This window comes from Comamonas denitrificans, assembly GCF_017368815.1.
GTDB classification, from domain to species: Bacteria; Pseudomonadota; Gammaproteobacteria; order Burkholderiales; family Burkholderiaceae_C; genus Comamonas; species Comamonas denitrificans.
The window spans coordinates 1-17,067 of record NZ_JAFNME010000041.1 but is presented as its reverse complement, the minus strand read 5'-3'; the positions used below and the strand labels follow the sequence as shown (position 1 = coordinate 17,067).

20 protein-coding genes are annotated in these 17,067 nt (G+C 58.7%); 2 read left to right on the top strand and 18 right to left on the bottom strand.

All coding sequences use genetic code 11. The features are described 5' to 3' along the window. From J1777_RS13055 to J1777_RS13035, 5 genes are all read right to left on the bottom strand, one after another. The coding region (locus tag J1777_RS13055; RefSeq protein ID WP_207576133.1) for an Hpt domain-containing protein at positions 1–4,224 on the bottom strand (4,224 nt) is incomplete at its 3' end. Between the two features lie 49 nt (positions 4,225–4,273). Beyond that, complete coding sequence (locus J1777_RS13050) at positions 4,274–6,493, bottom strand: methyl-accepting chemotaxis protein (protein WP_207576132.1); 2,220 nt, start codon at positions 6,491–6,493, stop codon at positions 4,274–4,276. 24 nt (positions 6,494–6,517) lie between these two features. Then, positions 6,518–7,039, bottom strand: a complete 522-nt coding sequence (locus tag J1777_RS13045; RefSeq protein ID WP_207576131.1) for a chemotaxis protein CheW — start codon at positions 7,037–7,039, stop codon at positions 6,518–6,520. 1 nt (position 7,040) lies between these two features. Then, on the bottom strand, positions 7,041–7,406 hold the full coding sequence (locus J1777_RS13040; protein WP_207576130.1) for a response regulator: 366 nt from the start codon (positions 7,404–7,406) through the stop codon (positions 7,041–7,043). 23 nt (positions 7,407–7,429) lie between these two features. Further along, positions 7,430–7,819, bottom strand: coding sequence for a response regulator (locus J1777_RS13035; RefSeq protein WP_207576129.1), 390 nt, complete (start codon positions 7,817–7,819; stop codon positions 7,430–7,432). A 211-nt stretch (positions 7,820–8,030) separates the two neighbouring features. Between J1777_RS13035 and thiD the strand changes: the two genes are divergently transcribed. Further along, positions 8,031–8,972, top strand: coding sequence for a bifunctional hydroxymethylpyrimidine kinase/phosphomethylpyrimidine kinase (gene thiD, locus J1777_RS13030; RefSeq protein ID WP_207576128.1), 942 nt, complete (start codon positions 8,031–8,033; stop codon positions 8,970–8,972). Between the two features lie 51 nt (positions 8,973–9,023). Further along, the gene (gene hemL, locus J1777_RS13025; RefSeq protein WP_207576127.1) at positions 9,024–10,328 is read left to right on the top strand and encodes a glutamate-1-semialdehyde 2,1-aminomutase; all 1,305 of its coding nucleotides are present in this window, start codon (positions 9,024–9,026) and stop codon (positions 10,326–10,328) included. Between the two features lie 195 nt (positions 10,329–10,523). Here hemL and J1777_RS13020 read toward each other — a convergent pair whose 3' ends face one another. From J1777_RS13020 to J1777_RS12960, 13 genes are all read right to left on the bottom strand, one after another. Next, complete coding sequence (locus J1777_RS13020; protein ID WP_207576134.1) at positions 10,524–10,859, bottom strand: SMR family transporter; 336 nt, start codon at positions 10,857–10,859, stop codon at positions 10,524–10,526. 14 nt (positions 10,860–10,873) lie between these two features. Next, positions 10,874–11,368, bottom strand: a complete 495-nt coding sequence (gene bamE / locus J1777_RS13015; protein WP_207576126.1) for an outer membrane protein assembly factor BamE domain-containing protein — start codon at positions 11,366–11,368, stop codon at positions 10,874–10,876. A gap of 415 nt (positions 11,369–11,783) precedes the next feature. After that, positions 11,784–12,203, bottom strand: a complete 420-nt coding sequence (locus tag J1777_RS13010; protein ID WP_207576125.1) for a hypothetical protein — start codon at positions 12,201–12,203, stop codon at positions 11,784–11,786. Then, entirely contained in the window at positions 12,200–12,664 is a 465-nt protein-coding gene (locus J1777_RS13005) for a regulatory protein GemA (RefSeq protein WP_207576124.1), read from the bottom strand. The genes J1777_RS13010 and J1777_RS13005 overlap by 4 nt, the downstream gene beginning before the upstream one ends. After that, positions 12,661–13,188: a hypothetical protein gene (locus J1777_RS13000; protein ID WP_207576123.1), complete on the bottom strand. Its 528-nt coding sequence runs from the start codon at positions 13,186–13,188 to the stop codon at positions 12,661–12,663. The genes J1777_RS13005 and J1777_RS13000 overlap by 4 nt, the downstream gene beginning before the upstream one ends. Continuing rightward, on the bottom strand, positions 13,185–14,087 hold the full coding sequence (locus tag J1777_RS12995; RefSeq protein ID WP_207576122.1) for a recombination-associated protein RdgC: 903 nt from the start codon (positions 14,085–14,087) through the stop codon (positions 13,185–13,187). Before J1777_RS12995 ends, J1777_RS13000 begins: the two co-directional genes overlap by 4 nt. Continuing rightward, positions 14,084–14,326, bottom strand: coding sequence for a hypothetical protein (locus tag J1777_RS12990; protein WP_207576121.1), 243 nt, complete (start codon positions 14,324–14,326; stop codon positions 14,084–14,086). Before J1777_RS12990 ends, J1777_RS12995 begins: the two co-directional genes overlap by 4 nt. Beyond that, complete coding sequence (locus J1777_RS12985) at positions 14,323–14,763, bottom strand: hypothetical protein (protein WP_207576120.1); 441 nt, start codon at positions 14,761–14,763, stop codon at positions 14,323–14,325. Before J1777_RS12985 ends, J1777_RS12990 begins: the two co-directional genes overlap by 4 nt. Then, positions 14,760–15,470: a DUF2786 domain-containing protein gene (locus J1777_RS12980; RefSeq protein WP_207576119.1), complete on the bottom strand. Its 711-nt coding sequence runs from the start codon at positions 15,468–15,470 to the stop codon at positions 14,760–14,762. The genes J1777_RS12985 and J1777_RS12980 overlap by 4 nt, the downstream gene beginning before the upstream one ends. Next, entirely contained in the window at positions 15,467–15,886 is a 420-nt protein-coding gene (locus tag J1777_RS12975; protein WP_207576118.1) for a hypothetical protein, read from the bottom strand. Before J1777_RS12975 ends, J1777_RS12980 begins: the two co-directional genes overlap by 4 nt. Before the next feature lie 3 nt (positions 15,887–15,889). Beyond that, complete coding sequence (locus J1777_RS12970; RefSeq protein ID WP_207576117.1) at positions 15,890–16,411, bottom strand: host-nuclease inhibitor Gam family protein; 522 nt, start codon at positions 16,409–16,411, stop codon at positions 15,890–15,892. A 12-nt stretch (positions 16,412–16,423) separates the two neighbouring features. After that, entirely contained in the window at positions 16,424–16,663 is a 240-nt protein-coding gene (locus tag J1777_RS12965; RefSeq protein WP_207576116.1) for a hypothetical protein, read from the bottom strand. A gap of 21 nt (positions 16,664–16,684) precedes the next feature. Then, positions 16,685–17,020 (bottom strand): hypothetical protein, encoded by a 336-nt coding sequence (locus J1777_RS12960; protein ID WP_207576115.1) that lies wholly within the window; start codon positions 17,018–17,020, stop codon positions 16,685–16,687. Between the last annotated feature and the right edge of the window lie 47 nt (positions 17,021–17,067).

Here is a 17,067-nt window from a genome sequence, read left to right as displayed (position 1 = left end):
GGCTGGCGCCGTGGGGGCCGGGGCAGGGGTGTCAGCCAGCAGCGGCGCCGCAGCGGTTGCAGGGGCGGCTGCCGTGGCGATGATCTCTTCTTGCTGCTCGCCGACGGTGCGCAGCAGGTGGAAGGTGGCATCCATGGCGTCGAGCCGGGTAAACAGCGGCTCTAAATCTTCGCTGGTGACCGTTTCGGTGTCGAACTGCTCCAGCGTGGACTCCAAGCGGTGGGCCATTTCACCCAAGCGCATGGCCCCTGCCAGGCGGGCACTGCCTTTCAATGTGTGCAACGCCCGCAACAGGGCCGCACGTGGCTGGGGCTGTTGCGGGTGGGCACTCCATTCACGCAAAGCGGCGTTCAGGGTGGGGAGCAGCTCCTGGGCCTCTTCCTCAAAAATGGGGAACAGGTCAGGATCGACCATGTCGAGCACGTCGATGTCGTCATCGTCGTCGTCCTCCAGCGCCATCGCCTGCACCATGGCCGCATCCAGCTCGTGCTGGGCTTGCAAGGCCTGGGCGATTTGCTCAGAGAGGACGGGAGCAGCAGCGGTGGTGGCGGTGGTTTCCACGGCCTCGGGCAGCTTTTCTTCCAGGACGGGGATGTCCAGCAGCAAGCTCAATTGCGCCTCGATGGCCTCTTGGGCCTTGGGCAAGAATCCGGCTGCAAACTGGTGCAACAACCGCCGAATTTCATCGGCGGCCGCCACCAGCACGGGCACTTGCGCCCGCTCTCCATTGGGCAGCGGCTGCAAATGCAGCAACACATGTTCTAAGCGGCGCGCCAGGTGGGACAGTGTCGCAAAACCAACCGTCGCTGAGCTGCCGGCCAGCGAGTGGGCCCAGGCGAAAACGCCTTCCGGTTGGGGTTGTTCCAGATTGGCTTGCCAGGCACGCAGGCTGTCGGACAGTTTTTGCGACCATTCTTCTGCCTCGGTCAAGTACACGTTGTACAGGGGCAGGGAAATTTGCAGGTCACCAATTTTCTTGGTGGGCGCTTCTTCCGGCAGCGAGAAGGCAAGGGGGGCCGCTTCCAGCGTTTCGCTGAAACCAGGGGGGGCTTCAACAGCGGGCGCAGGCGCTGTGACTTCTTCTGGCGGTAAAGCGGGCGCTGCGGCGGCTTCTGGCTCGGCAATCTCGGCGGCTGGTGGTGCCAGTTCGAGGGCATCGAAAGCCTGCGGCGCTTGTTCTTCCAGCGAGAAGGGGAGGGGAGCCGCTTCCAGCGTTTCGCTGAAAACAGGGGGGGCTTCAACAGCAGGCGCAGGCGCTGTGACTTCTTGCGGCGGTAAAGCGGGTGCTGCGGCGGCTTCTGGCTCGGCAGTCTCGGCCACTTCCGCCACTTCAGCTACTTCAGCTACTTCAGCTACTTCAGCACTCTCGGGTGCTGGCAGATCAAAGTTAAATTCAAAACTTTCATCCAGCGTCGGGATGGCCTGCTGCGTCGGCAGTGCGGTGGGCACTGGCTCCATGAGCGGGAGTTCTGGCGCTGGCTCCAGGGTGGGTTCTGTCTGGCTGTCAGCAGGCTCTGGCTCTGGTTCCAGCTCCAGCTCCAGGGTGGGTTCTGTCTGGCTGTCAGCAGGCTCTGGCTCTGGTTCCAGCTCCAGGGTGAGTTCTGTCTGGCTGTCGGCAGGTGCAGGTGCAGGCTCCAGGGGGGGGGCAGGGGCTTCTGGTGCCAATTCCAGCGCGTCGGCTTGGGCTTGTTGCGCGGGTTGGATGGCTTCTCGCTGGGGCACCGGGGCGGCTGCCCCGCTGGCGGCGGCTAAATCAATGTCCACCAGTTGCGTGTGCAAACGCATGGCATCGGCACTGGCCCTGAAGGGCGTGGCTTGCCATGGCGCATCGTGCCCATTGCGAATTGCCTGTACCCACTGGGCAAAGCCGTGCATGGCCTGGCTGGCCAAGGCTTGCATGGGGGCGGGCATGGGCTTTTGCTCGGCCAACCAGGCGTTGAGCATTTGTTCCATGGCCCAAGCAGCTTCGCCAAACTCATCGAGCTGCACCATGCGGGAGCTGCCTTTGAGGGTGTGAAAAGCCCGGCGCAAAACGGTTTGTTCACTCAAATCGGCAGCATTGCGTGCCAAGGTTTGCAGGGCCGCTTGGCCGTTGGCAAGCACTTCTTCGGCCTCTTCGAGAAAGATCTCCCGCAGCTCGGTGTCGGAGTCTTCGTCTTCTTGGCTGGCCAGCGCGATGGCAGGGGGCGCTGGGGCCGGTACTGGTACTGGGGGCAGTTCTGGCGCTGGTACTGGAGTCAGTTCAGGCACGGGAGTTGGTGTCGGCGCTGGCGCAGGGGCGCTGGCTGCTGGGGCGGCCGTCTCTACCGGGCTGGGGGCCGGGTGGGGCGCGGCCGCTGGCTCTACCTGCACGTTGGGCACGAGCGTGGAGATGGCTTGCTCTGCCCGCACGGCCAGCACGGGGGCGGCTGGCTCAGCGGGCGCAGATGCTGCTTCGTCGGTTTGTCGCTGGCGGGCACGGCCCATGGTGAGTTTGAGTTCTCCAGCGGCTTCGTCGTAGCGGTAGAGTTTGCGGGCCATGTTGGGCTGGTAGCTCAACATATCAATCAAGAAGCCCAGCACCCCTAAGCTGTTGCCCAATTTGTCAAAGACGGCTTGTCGCTCTTCGCTGGCAATCGTGCCTGTTTGTAAGCCTTCGACATAGCGGCGCATTTGCCCCATGGCTTGCGCTGCGGGGTCCAGCCCCAGCACCGAGAGCACGCCGCGAATCTGGGCCAATAAACTGCCCACCGGCTGCAAAACCTTGATGTCCTCTGGGGTGCGAAAGTACTGGTCCAGGTGTTTTTCAGCTTCGCTCAAGGTTTGTCGCAGCTCACCGACGACGCTGCCCATGGTCTGCTGGTCGCTGACTTGGTGGTAGAGCTGCTCCATCCACGCCTCTAAAGGCGCAGGGGGGTGGCCATCCATCACGCGCTGCAGCCGCTGCGCCAGAATTTGGGTGTGTGCCGTCATGTCGGCTTCACTGATATCCAGTGAATTAAAAGCCGCTTGCAGGTAGAGCACGGCGGTGGCCACTTCCATGGCGATTTCTGTGCTGGGCAACTGCCCGGTTTGTTCCAGGCGCTGGGTCAGTTGGGTCAGGGTTTGCTCGAGCGGGCGGCTGCCAGGGTGCAGGTGCAATAGCGAATCGGTGACCAAAGAAAACTGGTCGGCCACGGGTTTGATTTTTTGCCTGTCTCCACCCACCAACGCGGACCACAGCTCGGTCACGGCGGCCAGACGCTTGCGGGCTTGGGCTAAAACGGCGGGGTCAAAACGGCCAAAGTGGGTTTGTTCATAATCCACACCCTGGTGCCGTTGCAGGCCAAAGGCGTTGCGCACTGCTTGCAAAACAGGAGCTTTTCCCGCTGCTGGGTCGCCAGCTTGACTGCAAAAGAACAGCATATCCTGCAGCAGGCGGTCGATGCCAGCTTCTTGATTTTTTGCTGCGCTGGCATACACCATCAACACGCGGGAGGCCACGCGCTTGGTGTAGTTGTCGTCTTTGAGTAAACCGTGCGCAAAAGCATCAAAAAAGCCGGCTGCGATTTTCCAAAATGTCCGCCATCCTGGCGTGGACTGGCCTTCGGCCAAGCCCAGGCTCAATTGCCGCAGGCGCAGTGCAGCCGGCTTATCGGACGATTTGACGATTTGTAAAACCGCCGTATCCAAGACACTGCGGGCCTCTGGCCCATAGGCCAGGGGGGCCACTTTGGCGGGCCATTGGGGCTCGCGCAGTCGGCGCTCAGCCGGCCATAAATCGGCCGGGTGAACTTTGGCATCTTGGCCGGACAAGGCCTGCACATTGCGGTACTGGGTAAATAACGCGACGGGCAGCACGGCTTTGCCAGCCAGCACCACATCCAGGTACTCCAGCAAGGCAAAGCTGGTTTTTTCCAGGGTTTGCACGGCCGCGAGGGTGAAGTCTTGCGGTTGCCGGATGTAGTGCTGCACGGCCGCTTCCATGGCGCGCAGTACCAGCCCCACCTGGGGCTGATCGACCATGTCCAGCGCACCGGAAGATTGGTGCAGCTGTTGTTTGGCCATACGCAGTGGACTGGTGTCCAGGGCCGCCAAATCGGAGTCGCCCGACTCTTGCGCTTCCAGGACGAAACGCCGAGTCAGTCGAATGGCACTTTCGAGCGACTTGCGCAGCTCTTCTTGAACCCACGCGAGCGGGCCTAAATCTTGCTCCACCAAGCCTGTGCGTGGGGTTTGCATAGAAGTGTCTTGATGCAATGACATGCTTCATCCTTGACGAGTCTGCCCAGCGGTAGCCAAGCGCTCGCAGTTGTTATGCAATTCGGAAACGTGTCACCGACTGGCGCAGCTCTTGCGCCATGCGGGCCAGTTCGCGCACTTGCTCGGCCGTGCTGCGCGTGCCCTCTCCGGTTTGCTCTGTCACCACAAAAATATGTTGAATGTCGTCGGCCACCTCGTTGGCCAGACTGGCTTCGTGCTGCGTGGTTTTGGAAATTTCGTCAATCAGCTGCGCCAAGCGGCGCGAAACACTGTGAATCTCGGCCAAAGCGGCACCCGCCGAGTCAGACAGTCGGGCCCCTTCGACCACCCCCAAGGTGGCGCGCTCCATTGCGGCCACGGTGTCTTGGGTATCGGTTTGAATGGTGCGCACCAAGGTGGCAATTTGGCGCGTTGCTTCGCCAGAGCGTTCCGCCAGGCGTTGCACCTCTTCGGCCACCACCGAGAAGCCCCGTCCGGCCTCGCCTGCCGAGGCGGCTTGGATGGCAGCGTTCAGCGCCAACACGTTGGTTTGCTCCGTAATGTCCGAAATCAGCTCAGTAATTTCACCAATCTCTTGGGACGATTCACCCAGGCGTTTAATCCGTTTGGACGTTTCCTGCATTTGGTCACGAATGGCATTCATACCGCCAATCGTGTCCTGCACGGCTTTTTGCCCTTGCTCCGCCGAGAGCAGGGATTGGTTGGCCACCTCGGCCGAGGATTGGGCTTGCGCGGAAACCTCGGTAATGCGCTGGGCCATGTCCAAAATTGCTTGGCCTGTGGCACGAATCTCGCGCAGCTGCTCGGTAGAGATCGCCAACAGCTGGGCGGATGTGTTGTCCACCTGGGTGGTGGTATCGACCACCTGTGAAGCCGTTTTTTGTACGCTGCCGACCAGTAGGCGCAGCTCCTCCACCGTGTAATTGACCGAGTCGGCAATGGCCCCCGTGATGTCTTCGGTCACGGTTGCCTCCTGGGTCAAGTCCCCATCGGCCAGGTTTTGCAACTCGTTCATCAAGCGCAAAATAGCGGCTTGGTTGGCATCGTTAATGCGCTTGGCCTCTTGCTCTTGCAGGCGTGCTTCGCGCTGCTGCTGCTCGGCCTGTTGCTGGCGCTGGCGGCTATCGAGCAGTGCCACCCGCGCAATCCCAATACCCGACAGCAGCACAATCAGCGCCAGACCACCCAGGACGGCCAGCTGCACCAGCCCCACACCGGCATCGGCCGACAAGCGCTGCTGCAGGGCTTCGAGTTTTTCGCGCAGGGGTTCACTGTCGCCCACCACCGCACTTTGGGCCTCACGGGCTGAGACCAGGCCCTGCAGGTTGCTCAAAATGGTTTCCGCATCGGTGCGCGTGGCCTCGTACTGCGCCAACAAAGTGGCCAATTGCTGGCGTGCTTGCGGATTGCTTGTGCCGGGCAGGCCCAATTCTTCGTTGCCAGTGAGCAAGCCTTTGACAATCTCCTGGAAGGTGTTTAAGTCTTTACCCAGCAAAAAAACTGCCTCGGGGTTCACGCCTTCAATGGACTGAAATTCATTGGCAGATTTACCAATGCGCTGCGTCAGCATGCCCATCTGGGTGATGGCCTCAATTTCTTCCCGAATGATTTTGTCTTGCATGAGCAAGGAGCCAACGGTTTCAGAAAGATCAAGCAAGGCACTCGATTGCTGATTCACATTGCGCAGGGCTTGGGCCACTTTAATCAGCACATCTTCTTGTTTTAAAACTGCTTTGGCATTTTTCTCGGTGGTTTCGGCTTGCTTTAGCATGGCCTGCACGTCGGCTTGGTAAGACTCTTTGACGGGCACCAAATTCAATGCCGCATCTCCTTGCGCCAAGCCGCGCGCGTTGCTGGCAAACACCTGCACACTGTTTTTTAATTCAATAAAAGCATGGGGCACCCCCAGCAGCGCCTGCGTCCCTGATTTGGCAACCCGTTGGGCCTGCATCAAAGCTTGGCCGGTTGCGGCCACCTGCTGTGCAGCACGGTCGTTTTCGCGCAGCACCCAGCCGAATGAAGCAACTAAAGCCATGCCGCTGATGGCCAAAATCACCAATAATTTACGCTGGTGACTGTTTACAGACCCGGTTCCGAAAATAGGCAAGGTAATATTATCTTGCTCCAGTAGAGCATGACCGTCCAGAAAATCAGAATTTTGTACGCTTTGTAAAGTTTGCTGCAGCAGGGTATCGGCAGCTACCATGCCAGATTTTTTGTCTGGTATATTATTTTTGCCAAACTTCACACCCATTTTCTGGAGGAAAGACATTAGAACCTCGTGTATTCGAATAAATTACTGAGAGACGTGCAAAAATGCTACCGATTGAACCAATGCCTGCAAACTTAATTCTTGCCAAATTTGGCCCTGGGCATCTTGGAAGCAACGTCTTTGATTTTCAGTATTAGCAGTCATCTGCAAATGATCGGCATTGCGTAAACCCAGCAATTTATCGACCACCAAAGTCGCATTCACTTGCAAGGCGGGGTTAATCACCAGCAGGCTGGTATCGCGCAAAGATTGCTGTGTTCGTTCAACGGCATGGCCCAGCAGCGCAGCCAAGTCAATCACCCCGAGCAAGCTTCCGCGAACGTTGGCCACCCCTAAAAACCATGGCTGGGCATACGGAACAGCCTGCACATCCTGCCAAGGGTAAATTTCACCAGCTTCTGCCAGCGGGATCAGGTAATGCACCTTGCCAACTTGAATGGCCAGCCATTGTGCTGCTTGAGAGTTATCCGTTTGCGCCGCCAGCAAGCGTTGCGCTAAACGCTTCTGCAAATCTTGCAGGGACTGCTTTGATTCTCTCAGCGCCATATCAACTCAGGGCCGTTATTTTTGCAAATAATTCGGCTGGATCGACCGGTTTGGTAATGTAGTCGCGGGCACCTTGGCGCAGGCCCCAGACGCGATCGGTTTCTTGGTTTTTACTGGTGCAAATAATAATTGGAATATCTGCGTAATCAGGATTTCGCACAATGGCGCGGGTAAGCTGAAAACCGTTCTGGCCTGGCATTACGACATCCATCAGGATCAAGTCGGGCTTGCTTGCCGCCAAGGCTTGCATCGCTTGTTCAGCGTTCTCTGCGGTTCGCGCAGTAAAGCCACGCTTTTGTAATAAATCGGAAAGAAACATTAATTCTGTTTTTGAATCATCCACGACTAAAACATTTTTAATAGCCATTTTTTACCCCTGAAATAAAAAAATCAACCAGTCTTTTTGCCAAACGTTTTTACGGCTTGCAGTAATTGGTCTTTAGTGAAAGGTTTGGTGAGGTATTCCTCGCATCCCACCATTCGGCCGCGTGCCTTATCAAATACACCATCTTTTGAAGAAAGCATAATAATGGGGGTGCTGGAAAATCGAGCGTTGCGCTTAATAATGGCACTGGTTTGGTAACCATCCAAGCGAGGCATTAGGATGTCGCAAAAAATCAGATGCGGATCAAAGTCATTGACTTTGGCTAAAGCATCAAATCCATCTTCTGCGAGCAAGACCTCGTGCCCTCCTTGCTTTAGAAAAATTTCAGCACTGCGCCGAATTGTATTGCTGTCATCAATGACCAGCACTTTGAATGTTGAACCGGAGGTACTCAAGTGGATCGTTCCTTTTGGTTATAACTTTTCCAAGCTTTGTTGGTGTTGGATCACTAGGCCATGCAAAAAATCGTTTTTCTGCCTGCTGGCTTTTTTCAAAAAGAGGCAGATTCTGTACCCGGCGCAGCTTAAAACGGCTTCACATAGAATGCAACGATTCTATATAGACTTTTACCCTGACTCTTGTTTACAAGGGAGGCATAGCAGATCCATGGCAGACCTTTCCCCCGCAGTGCTCCCCACCGCCCCCACCCCCCCTGAAAATCAAACCAACGATGCGATTTGCATCATGAGTTTCAATGCCTTAGATGCCACTGGTGCCTTGGGCCTGACGGCCGACAGCCTCACCATTGCCAGCGTAGGAGCTTATCCTGTGAGTGTGGCGTGCTGTATACAAATCAGTGATACCAATCGTATCTTCAGCCACATTGCGCTGGAGGATGAGCTGGTGATGGACCAAGCCCGCACGGTGCTTGAAGACATGGTGGTGCAAGCGATCAAGGTGGGCTTTGTGGGTTCTACCGCCAATGTCAGTGCCATTGCCGGGATGTGCAGCGATTACCCCGACATTCCCGTCATTGGCTATATGCCCGACCTTTCCTGGTGGCAAGAAGGCGATGCCCTGGAAGAGTATTTGGATGCCTTTGAAGAGTTGCTGCTCCCGCAGGTGTCGGTGCTGGTGGGCAACCACGGCACCTTGGCGCGTTGGCTGCTGCCGGATTGGGAAAGCGAGCGCATGCCCACGCCCCGTGACATTGCCAAAGCGGCCGAAGTGCGCGGTGTGGCCTATGTGTTGGTCACCGGCATGGTGCAAGCGGGAGAGTTTTTTGACAATGCCCTGGCCAGCACTGAAACCGTGATTGGCAATAGCAAATTTGAGCGCTTTAATGCTGAATTCATGGGGGCCGGGGAAACCCTTTCTGCCGCCTTTGCGGCCCTGTTGGCGGTGGGCGATGACCTTGGCCAAGCGGCCCAGGAGGCCCTGGAATACATGGACCAATGCCTGGGCAGCGCGTTTCGCCCCGGCATGGGCCGACTGATTCCCGACCGCATGTTTTGGGCGCAACCCGACGATGATGAGCAAGAAGGGCCGGCGGGCCGCAGTGGTGCCCCGGCAGCGGCCCCGGTAGCCCCGGCAAGCCCTTCTGCTTAATCTTTAGATTGTTGATTTTTTGCCCCTTGTGGGGCCTTTTCTTGCATGACTATGACCCATACCACTGACCTGAACCAAGACCTGCTCGCCCGCGCCAAGCGCGTCATTCCTGGCGGCGTGAATTCTCCCGTGCGCGCTTTCAACGCCGTTGGCGGCGTGCCGCGCTTTGTTGAACGCGCCCAGGGGGCGTATTTTTGGGACAAAAACGGCCAACGCTTTACCGACTACATCGGTAGCTGGGGGCCGATGATTTTGGGTCACGGCCACCCGCAAGTGGTCGCCACCGTGCACGCCGCTGTCGATGAAGGCTTCAGCTACGGTGCCCCGACCGAGCGTGAAGTGGCCCTGGCCGAAAAAATCCTCGCCCTGATGCCCAGCATGGACATGGTGCGCCTGGTCAGCTCTGGCACCGAGGCGGGCATGAGCGCCCTGCGCCTGGCCCGGGGCTTTACCGGGCGCAACAAGATCGTCAAATTCAATGGCTGCTACCACGGCCATGCCGATGCGCTGCTGGTCAAGGCCGGCTCGGGGCTGGCCACCTTTGGCAGCTCGTCGTCCGCTGGGGTGCCCGCCGATGTGGTGAAAGACACCATCGTCCTTGAATACAACGACGTGGCCCAGCTGGAAGAAGCCTTTGCCAAGATGGGCAGCGAAATCGCCTGCGTGATCATGGAGCCCATTGCCGGCAACATGAACTTTGTGCGCGCCAGCGTGGAGTTCACCCGCCGCATCCGCGAGCTGACGCAAGAGCACGGGGCGCTGATGATTTACGACGAGGTGATGACCGGCTTTCGCGTCGCCCTGGGCAGCGCCCAAAGCCTGTACGCGCAGCAGATCGAGGGCTTTCAGCCCGACATCACCGTCATGGGCAAGGTCATTGGCGGCGGGATGCCGCTGGCGGCCTTTGGCGGACGGCGCGAGATCATGGAAAAACTCTCGCCCCTCGGCGGGGTGTACCAGGCCGGCACGCTCTCGGGCAACCCAATTGCCACCGCCTGCGGCCTCAAAACGCTGGAGCTGATCAGCGCCCCCGGCTTTCACGCTGAGTTGCACCTGAAAACCGGCCAGCTCATGCAGGGCTTGAAGGCAGAGGCCGACGCAGCCGGCATCCCCTTCAGTGTGGATTGGCAAGGCGGTTTGTTTGGCTTTTTCTTCCTGCCCGAGCTGCCCACCCACTACCCGCAGGTGATGACCACCGACCAGGCGCGTTTCAACAAATTTTTCCACGGCATGCTGCAGCAGGGCGAGTACTTTGCCCCGGCGCTGTACGAGGCCGGCTTTATGAGCGCTGCGCACAGCCAGGACGATATCGACCGCACGCTGGAAGCGGCGCGGGCAGTGTTCAAAACGCTGTAAGCGCTGCTAAAGCTGCCAACGCTGCAAACCGGTTCGGCGGATTCCATGGCCCAGCGCCAGCAGGATGGGGGCACCGCAGCGGTTTTTTATGTGTGGCAGGGATATAAAAATAATAGCGTTTTGCGCTTTATTTACCAAAGATATTTGGTCAATAGTAGCTAAAAACGCTATAAATAAAGCGCATGCAGCTCTTATTTAATGTGTGATGCTTTTGGAAAACACATTGATCACCACCACCCCGGCAATGATCAGGCCCAAGCCCAGCAGCGCCGGGGCATCCAGCCGCTGGCCCAGCCACAGCCAGCCCACCGCTGAAATCAGCACAATGCCCACACCCGACCACAGGGCGTAAGCCACGCCGGTGGGAATGCTTTTGAGCGTGTGCGACAGGCAATAAAACGCCAGCGCGTAACCGACCGCCGTGATCAGGCTGGGCATGGGCCGGGTAAAGCCCTCCGAGGCCTTGAGGGCCGAGGTGGCCACCACTTCGGCCACGATTGCGATGCCCAAGTAGGTGTGAGCCGCAGTCATTGCAGAGGCCATGGTCAGCGTCCTTCCGGTAGTTTTTCGCTGCTGCCTGAGCGCAGCACCCGGCCATCGGGGCCAAAGGTGACGGTAAACACCATCTCGCGCGCGGGCGGGTCGATCCAGCGCCAATCCCAATCGGTTTCCTGCTTGAGGGCAAAGCTCATGCGTTTGGCCGGTTGCCCCAGCAGGCGGCGCACCTGCTCTTGGCCCATGCCCACCTGCACCTGGGCAAAAACGCTGGGCGTGAGCACTTGGCGCAGGGCGCTCATCGTGCCATCGGTGCCAATGGTGATCATGTAGTTTTGGTGCCCCATGGGCTGGCGGTTGTATTCCAGGGTGCGGCTGCCATCGGCCTCGGGCCAGATGGTGACGGGCTCGCCAAACTGGGCGCGAACATCGGCTTCGGTGGACAGGCCTTCGTGCAGCGCATCAATGCGTTGCTGGTCGCAGCCCAGCAGGCCCAGTACACCGGCCCCCATGGCCCCGGCGGCCAGCCATAAGCGGTTGAACATGCGCGTCCTTTAGTGGGGGACTGCTCGTATTGGCACAGGAAAGAAGGTGGAAGAAGTCAAAAATCTCTAAATGTGGCAATGGGTTGCGCTATTTTGTGAGAAAAATGCACTTTGGCGCGAAATGGGCCGTGTAAAGGCATTAAACGGCCAAAACGGGCAGATTCCGTATTGGAATGGCCCAGGGGTGCTATAGAGTGAAAGTGACGCTGTGGCGCGGGGTTGCAGGGGTTTTGGCGGTGACAGGAAGGCCGCAGAAAACTGCTGCTAAGTCGGACAAAAAAAAGTCGGACGTAAATTAAACGTCCGACTTTTAAAAATACATTTTTATCAATGACTTGTGGCGTTTTTCACCTTGGTGGATGCGCTGTCCGACTTAATTTAACTCGGACGGACTTTAAACGTCGCTTACGTGCGTTTAAAAAAGCTGCGACTGCCGCCGATCAGCAGGGGCTTTGATGCCAGCGGCCGCCACGATGCGCTCTACGTGGCGTTCTGTGAGGCAGTATTCTGCGGCCAGCTCTCGCGCTGTTTTTGCTGTCAGATAGGCCTTGGCAATGCGGCTATTGCGCAAGGCCACCAGCGCATGATGGGCCTTGGGAAGCTGGAAGTGACTTTCAGCGCCGTACACCTCTGCCAGGATCAGAAGGTTTGCATGGCCGATGATTTTGGCCATTGGGTGATCCGGCTGCGCCCTGGCCGGAGTGGGGATGTAGATGCGCAGGCCACCGTATGCCTGCACCAAAGTCAGAGTTGCTTGCAGGCCGATCAGCCGCTCAAAGTCCTGCAGCAGTGGGGGCAGCATACGGGTGTCAGCAATGTCGGCCAGCTTGGTCATGGGCGGCGTTGCGCTCGCTTTGCGCGGTCAAGCATGGCCTTCAGTGCCTCGATGGCATCCGATGCTTCTCGCACCGGAAGCCAATCCAAGCTGTCCACCTTCATGCCACTGGTGCGACTCACAAACGCCAACAGCGCAGCGTGACTGGCGTCATGCAGGCCGCCGTGTTCGTCGATTTTTCGCCACAACCACTGGATTTTTGCGGACTGCGTGAAAGGTTTAAACGTGCTGGCCTTGGGCTTGTAGCCCAGGGTCGCCATGTGCGCCAGCACCTTGGCGCGGCCTGCGTCGTCCAGGTCGGCGCTGCTGCTGCGGCCTGTAAGCTGGTGCAGGTGGTAGCGGTAATCGTCCTCGCTCCAGCCCAGGGCAGCGCGGCCCTGGTGGATGTGGCCCAGCTCGCGTTTGCGCTGGGCCGCCGCTTTGGACTGGCTGGTGGTTGCAGTAAAGCGGCGGGTGCTCATGCGGTACCGCCTTCCTGCGCTGTGTCCAGGGCATCAAGCTCTGCATACATTTCGCATTTACATGCCCAATCTGGCTGCTCGTATTCCTCCTTTTCCTCATTCCATTCACCGCTCCATGGGTTGTCACCAACAGACGTCCATTGAAAGCCAATGGCTGGGCAGTCCGGGTTGGTCTCAAAGATTTCAGCGATGCGGAGCCAGTGATTGACGCGGTTGGGATGAAACGAAAAATCGGCCAAAAACGCACGGATATCAGCGGCAGCACGTGTGTAGTTTTCACGGCCAACATAGTGATCGTCATAGGTCATCAGCAGGACTGCGCGGTGGGACTTCTTGATGTCCAGGCGCTTCCACAGTGGCCACAGTTTTTCGATATTGGCCAGCGCTGCCATTTCCTCTATACCGCAGTACCGTGCGGACATCTTCCCCCATACAACTGGCGCAGTGCCCCAAGCGTTGCGCAGATCTTCAAGCTCTTCATGGCGTTCACCAGGCCACAACGCATAAACGGTTGTATAGCTCATGCTGCACCGCCTTCCTCGCCCAGGGCCACGGTCAGCGCAGACAGTAGCCGGGCCAGCTCGCCGGTGACCATGGCCACATCGGCATCAAAGCCAGATTCAGCACCGTCATCGTCCCGCGCCACGTCCTGCAGCTGAATGCTGCGCAGGCGCAGACCGTCGGTCAGCACAAAGCTGACGCGATCCTCAAACGTCAGGGCCAGCTTCGTTGGCAATTTGCCCTGCTCGATGTGCTGGCGTACTTCTTCAATGTCCAGCGGGTGACGGCCATAGCGCACCACGGACACGCCATCACCGCTATCGCCGCTAGACTTCAGCTCGCAGTCCTGATCGACAGAAAAGCCTTCCGGCGCTTCTTGCTCCAGCAGCCATTGCGCCATAGCCACCTGGGGGCTGGTCTGGGTATGCAGCAGGGCCAGGGCGAAGCCTGGTGGCAAGCATTCGACCAGCGATGTGACCACAGCATCGGCCTGGGCCTGGCTGCTGGTATCCACTACCAGGGAGCGGTCCTGCGGGTCAATCCAGACCCATGTGCGGCTTTCCTTTGTGAATGCTTGCGGCAGCAAATCCAGGCGGGCTTCTTCTTTTAAATCGCGCTGCTCTTTCTTGCCGGGCTTGCGGCCCGATTCGCGCTCAATGGCATCGCACTTTTCCTGCACGCGCTTTTGCAGCACGCTGGTGGGCAGCAGTTTGACCTCGCTGTGAAAGCGCAGCATCCACTGGCCGCCGATGCTTTCGACCAGTGCGCCGTGGGCTTCACCGCGAGGAGGCACCCAGCCGGTGGATTTTTCCTGGGTGGGGGTGCAGGGCTGGAAAGTGGTTTTTTGCAAAGCCGCCTCCAGTGTCTGCAGGTCTGAGGGGAAGTTGGCGCTGATGCGGTAGATGATGGCGTTTTTGATCATGCTGCACCTCCTGCTGCCGCAACAGCCTCCAGCGCGTTGGCTTTCGCTTCCATGGCATCCAGCAATGCCTGGGTGTCCTCGCCTTGGATAAGCACCAGGGCGAACATGGGCTGGCCGTCTTTTGTGCAGAGCTGCATTTGCAGCTTGCCTGCACCCGCTTCGTACATCAGTTGCACGACTTCGGAGACTTTCATATCCAGCCATTGGTCGGGGTGGAAAAGGACTTGTTGGCTGCTCATACATTTACCTTTTTTGTAAAAGTGACTTTGGCAAGCGGGTAGCGAATGGAACCCCCACTGCACTCCCCGGATTTGCCCCGGCGCTCATAGAAAAGGCTGTCGCCAGCCTTCAGTTTTTCAAAGACCAGCACTTGGCAGCCCACCCAGGCAAATGCCTGAAAAGGCCTGCAGCCGATCACACGCCCCTTGGCGTCCAGCTCCCAGCGCAGGAAGTCCTGGCCGTGGTCTTCAAACTCAAGGATGGCCGCTACCTTGTCCAGGTAGCGCAGGCGGCGCTGGACGGCTGTTGCCACAGTTTTTTGCAGGTCGGGCAGCAGCAGAGCTGCATTGCAGGCAGCATGGTCAAAATCCTTGACCGCACGAAGGCGGTCTTCTGCGGACTGGTGATAGCACTGGGTTTCGCCGTAGCGGGCGGCTTTAAAAGGATTGATCGTCATGCCGCACTCCCGATCAGCGCCTGTGGCTGTCCACCAGCCACCCCGTGGTGCAGGCTGGCAGTTTTGCCCGCGCTGTGCCCCTGGTGGAAGTCGGTGGGTTTGATGTTTTTGCCGCTGGTCCGATTTTTCGGCTTGGCATCCGCCATGTCTGCACACCGATCTTCTTTGTATGCCGCGATGGCAGCTTCATCCTCGGGCGTGTTCGCAAATGCTTGGAGCTTGCTTTTGACACCGGCCAGCCAGCCCATGGCGTAAGTGTCGCCACGTGCAACACGGGTTTTTGGCAGGCAGGTTTTAGGCTGTTTTCCCATGTGGGCGCGGCGATCTTTGGCGCACTGGCGGGACAGCACGGCGTAGGCGTATTGAGCGCACTCAGGCTGTACGCCCACACCGATGAAGACATAGTTGATTGTTTTTCTTTGCCGCAGGCTGGGCAGCATCTTGGCGCGGCCCTGGGCAAAAAGCTCACATCCAAAAGCATTCGCCACCATCCTTGCCAGGGCTACTTCCCAGTCAACCATGGATGCGCTGGGCGCTTGCGCCTCCCGCTCGGTCACGCCATGCAGCAACGGGTCGGTGGCATCCACCTGAAATTGCTCCATCAACTTTTGCGCCTGGCGCATGGCTGCTGCGGATTCGTGCGGGTTGGCGCTGGCGGCCAGGGCCAGGCACTTCTTGATTTTCTTGAGGGCTTCGTCGCGGGTCATGCTTTAGTCCCCTCGTCGGTATCACTGTGCTCAAAGTGGAACGGCAATTTTTCAAAGCAGCCCATCCCTGCCTCCAGCCCGATGGAAAAAATCTGCGCTTCGCGAGCCGTCAGCGCAATTTCTTTTTTTGCGCCGCTGGGGCTGACGCATTGCAAGGTGGTGCCTTCCTTTACCCCTTCTTGGACTTTCGTGACGTACTCAATACGCGCCTGGTGCCAGTCCTGCACCCGATGGACAAAGTCCAAGAGGTCTTCATCCAACGTATCAGGGTTGTCAGCAGGGCGCAGTTCCAGCACCTTGCGAGCGAAAAGGTGCAAGCGCTGGCGTTTGTCTGCGATGACATAGTCCAGATTGCCATTGGAATCCAGGATGGCGTCGATCTGTTCGTCAGTGATGATGTGTTTCGTATCAGCCATGCGTCACACCTCCGCCTTGGCCTCGAACGGCTGCACGATGAAGTCCTCAACGCCGGTCACGATCTTGATGCCCGCGATGCCGCGCACGGTGTCCGGCTCATTGAGCATGGCTTCCTTGTTGATTTCTTCCTTGCTGCGCACAAAGCGATCCAGGCCCATGCGTTGCAGGGTTTCGATCACCGATTCGGCCCCGCGCACGCTGATGCTGGGCGGGCGCTGCCGCCACGACACGGTGCCGGTCACAAAGTTGGCGGTTTTGCCCAGCTTGTCGTTTTCACCGCACAGCTCCACACGGTGGGCCTCGCACCAGGCTTGAACCCCTTCTTGCGTCGCTTCGATGCGTCCGGTCAGTGCCTCCAGAATGGGCTGGTATTTTTGGGTGATGGCGGCGATGGCGTCGTTCATTTCCGTGCGCTGGCGCTCAAATTCGCGCTGCAGATCGCCTGCCAGGCGGATGTATTCGGCACAGTCGTTTTTGCTTTGCGGCACGTCGCGCAGGGTTTTTGTTTTCAGTCGGGTGGCCATGGTGATTTCCTTTCAGTGGGTCGCGGTCACGCCGAGCAGGCGCGGCATGTTTTGCTCAAGCACATCTGCAGCACTGCGCAGCGCTGCAGGCACATCAGTGCCAAAGCCAGCCTCCACTGCAAAGTTGGTGTAAGCGCCAAGCAGGGCGTTGAGCGCAACGCCGGGTAGTGCATCGACCTGGTTTGCGATGTGCAATAAAAGCGCGGTCAATTCGTAGATGGCAGGCTTGTCAGCCTCGGTGACGGTTGGCATGGGCATGGGTGCTTCCTTTCTTTAAAAGCCACGGCTGGCATAGCGGTAGTGGTCATCCGCGCCAGCGCGGCGCGGGGGTTCGGGGGTGCTTTGCAGCAGCGGGGCGCTCATGCGGTCGTAGCGGGCTGGGGGCACCACATTGGCCGGGCGCGGCTGGGGCGCATAGGTGCCGCCGCCCTGGCGGGGGGTGGCACGGCTGTAGGCGGGCAGGCCGCTGGAGCGCGGGGCCAGATCAACGCGCCGGGGCAGCACCGGGGTGGGCCCCACCAGGCGGGGGCGGTAGGAGGGCGTGGTCAAGACCAGGTCGCCACTGGTGCCATCACGGTGGATGCGCAAGGGGGCAATAGCAGCGCTCATGGCTGGTGTCCTTTCTTTCGGGCGATTTCTGCTTTCATCTTCAAAAC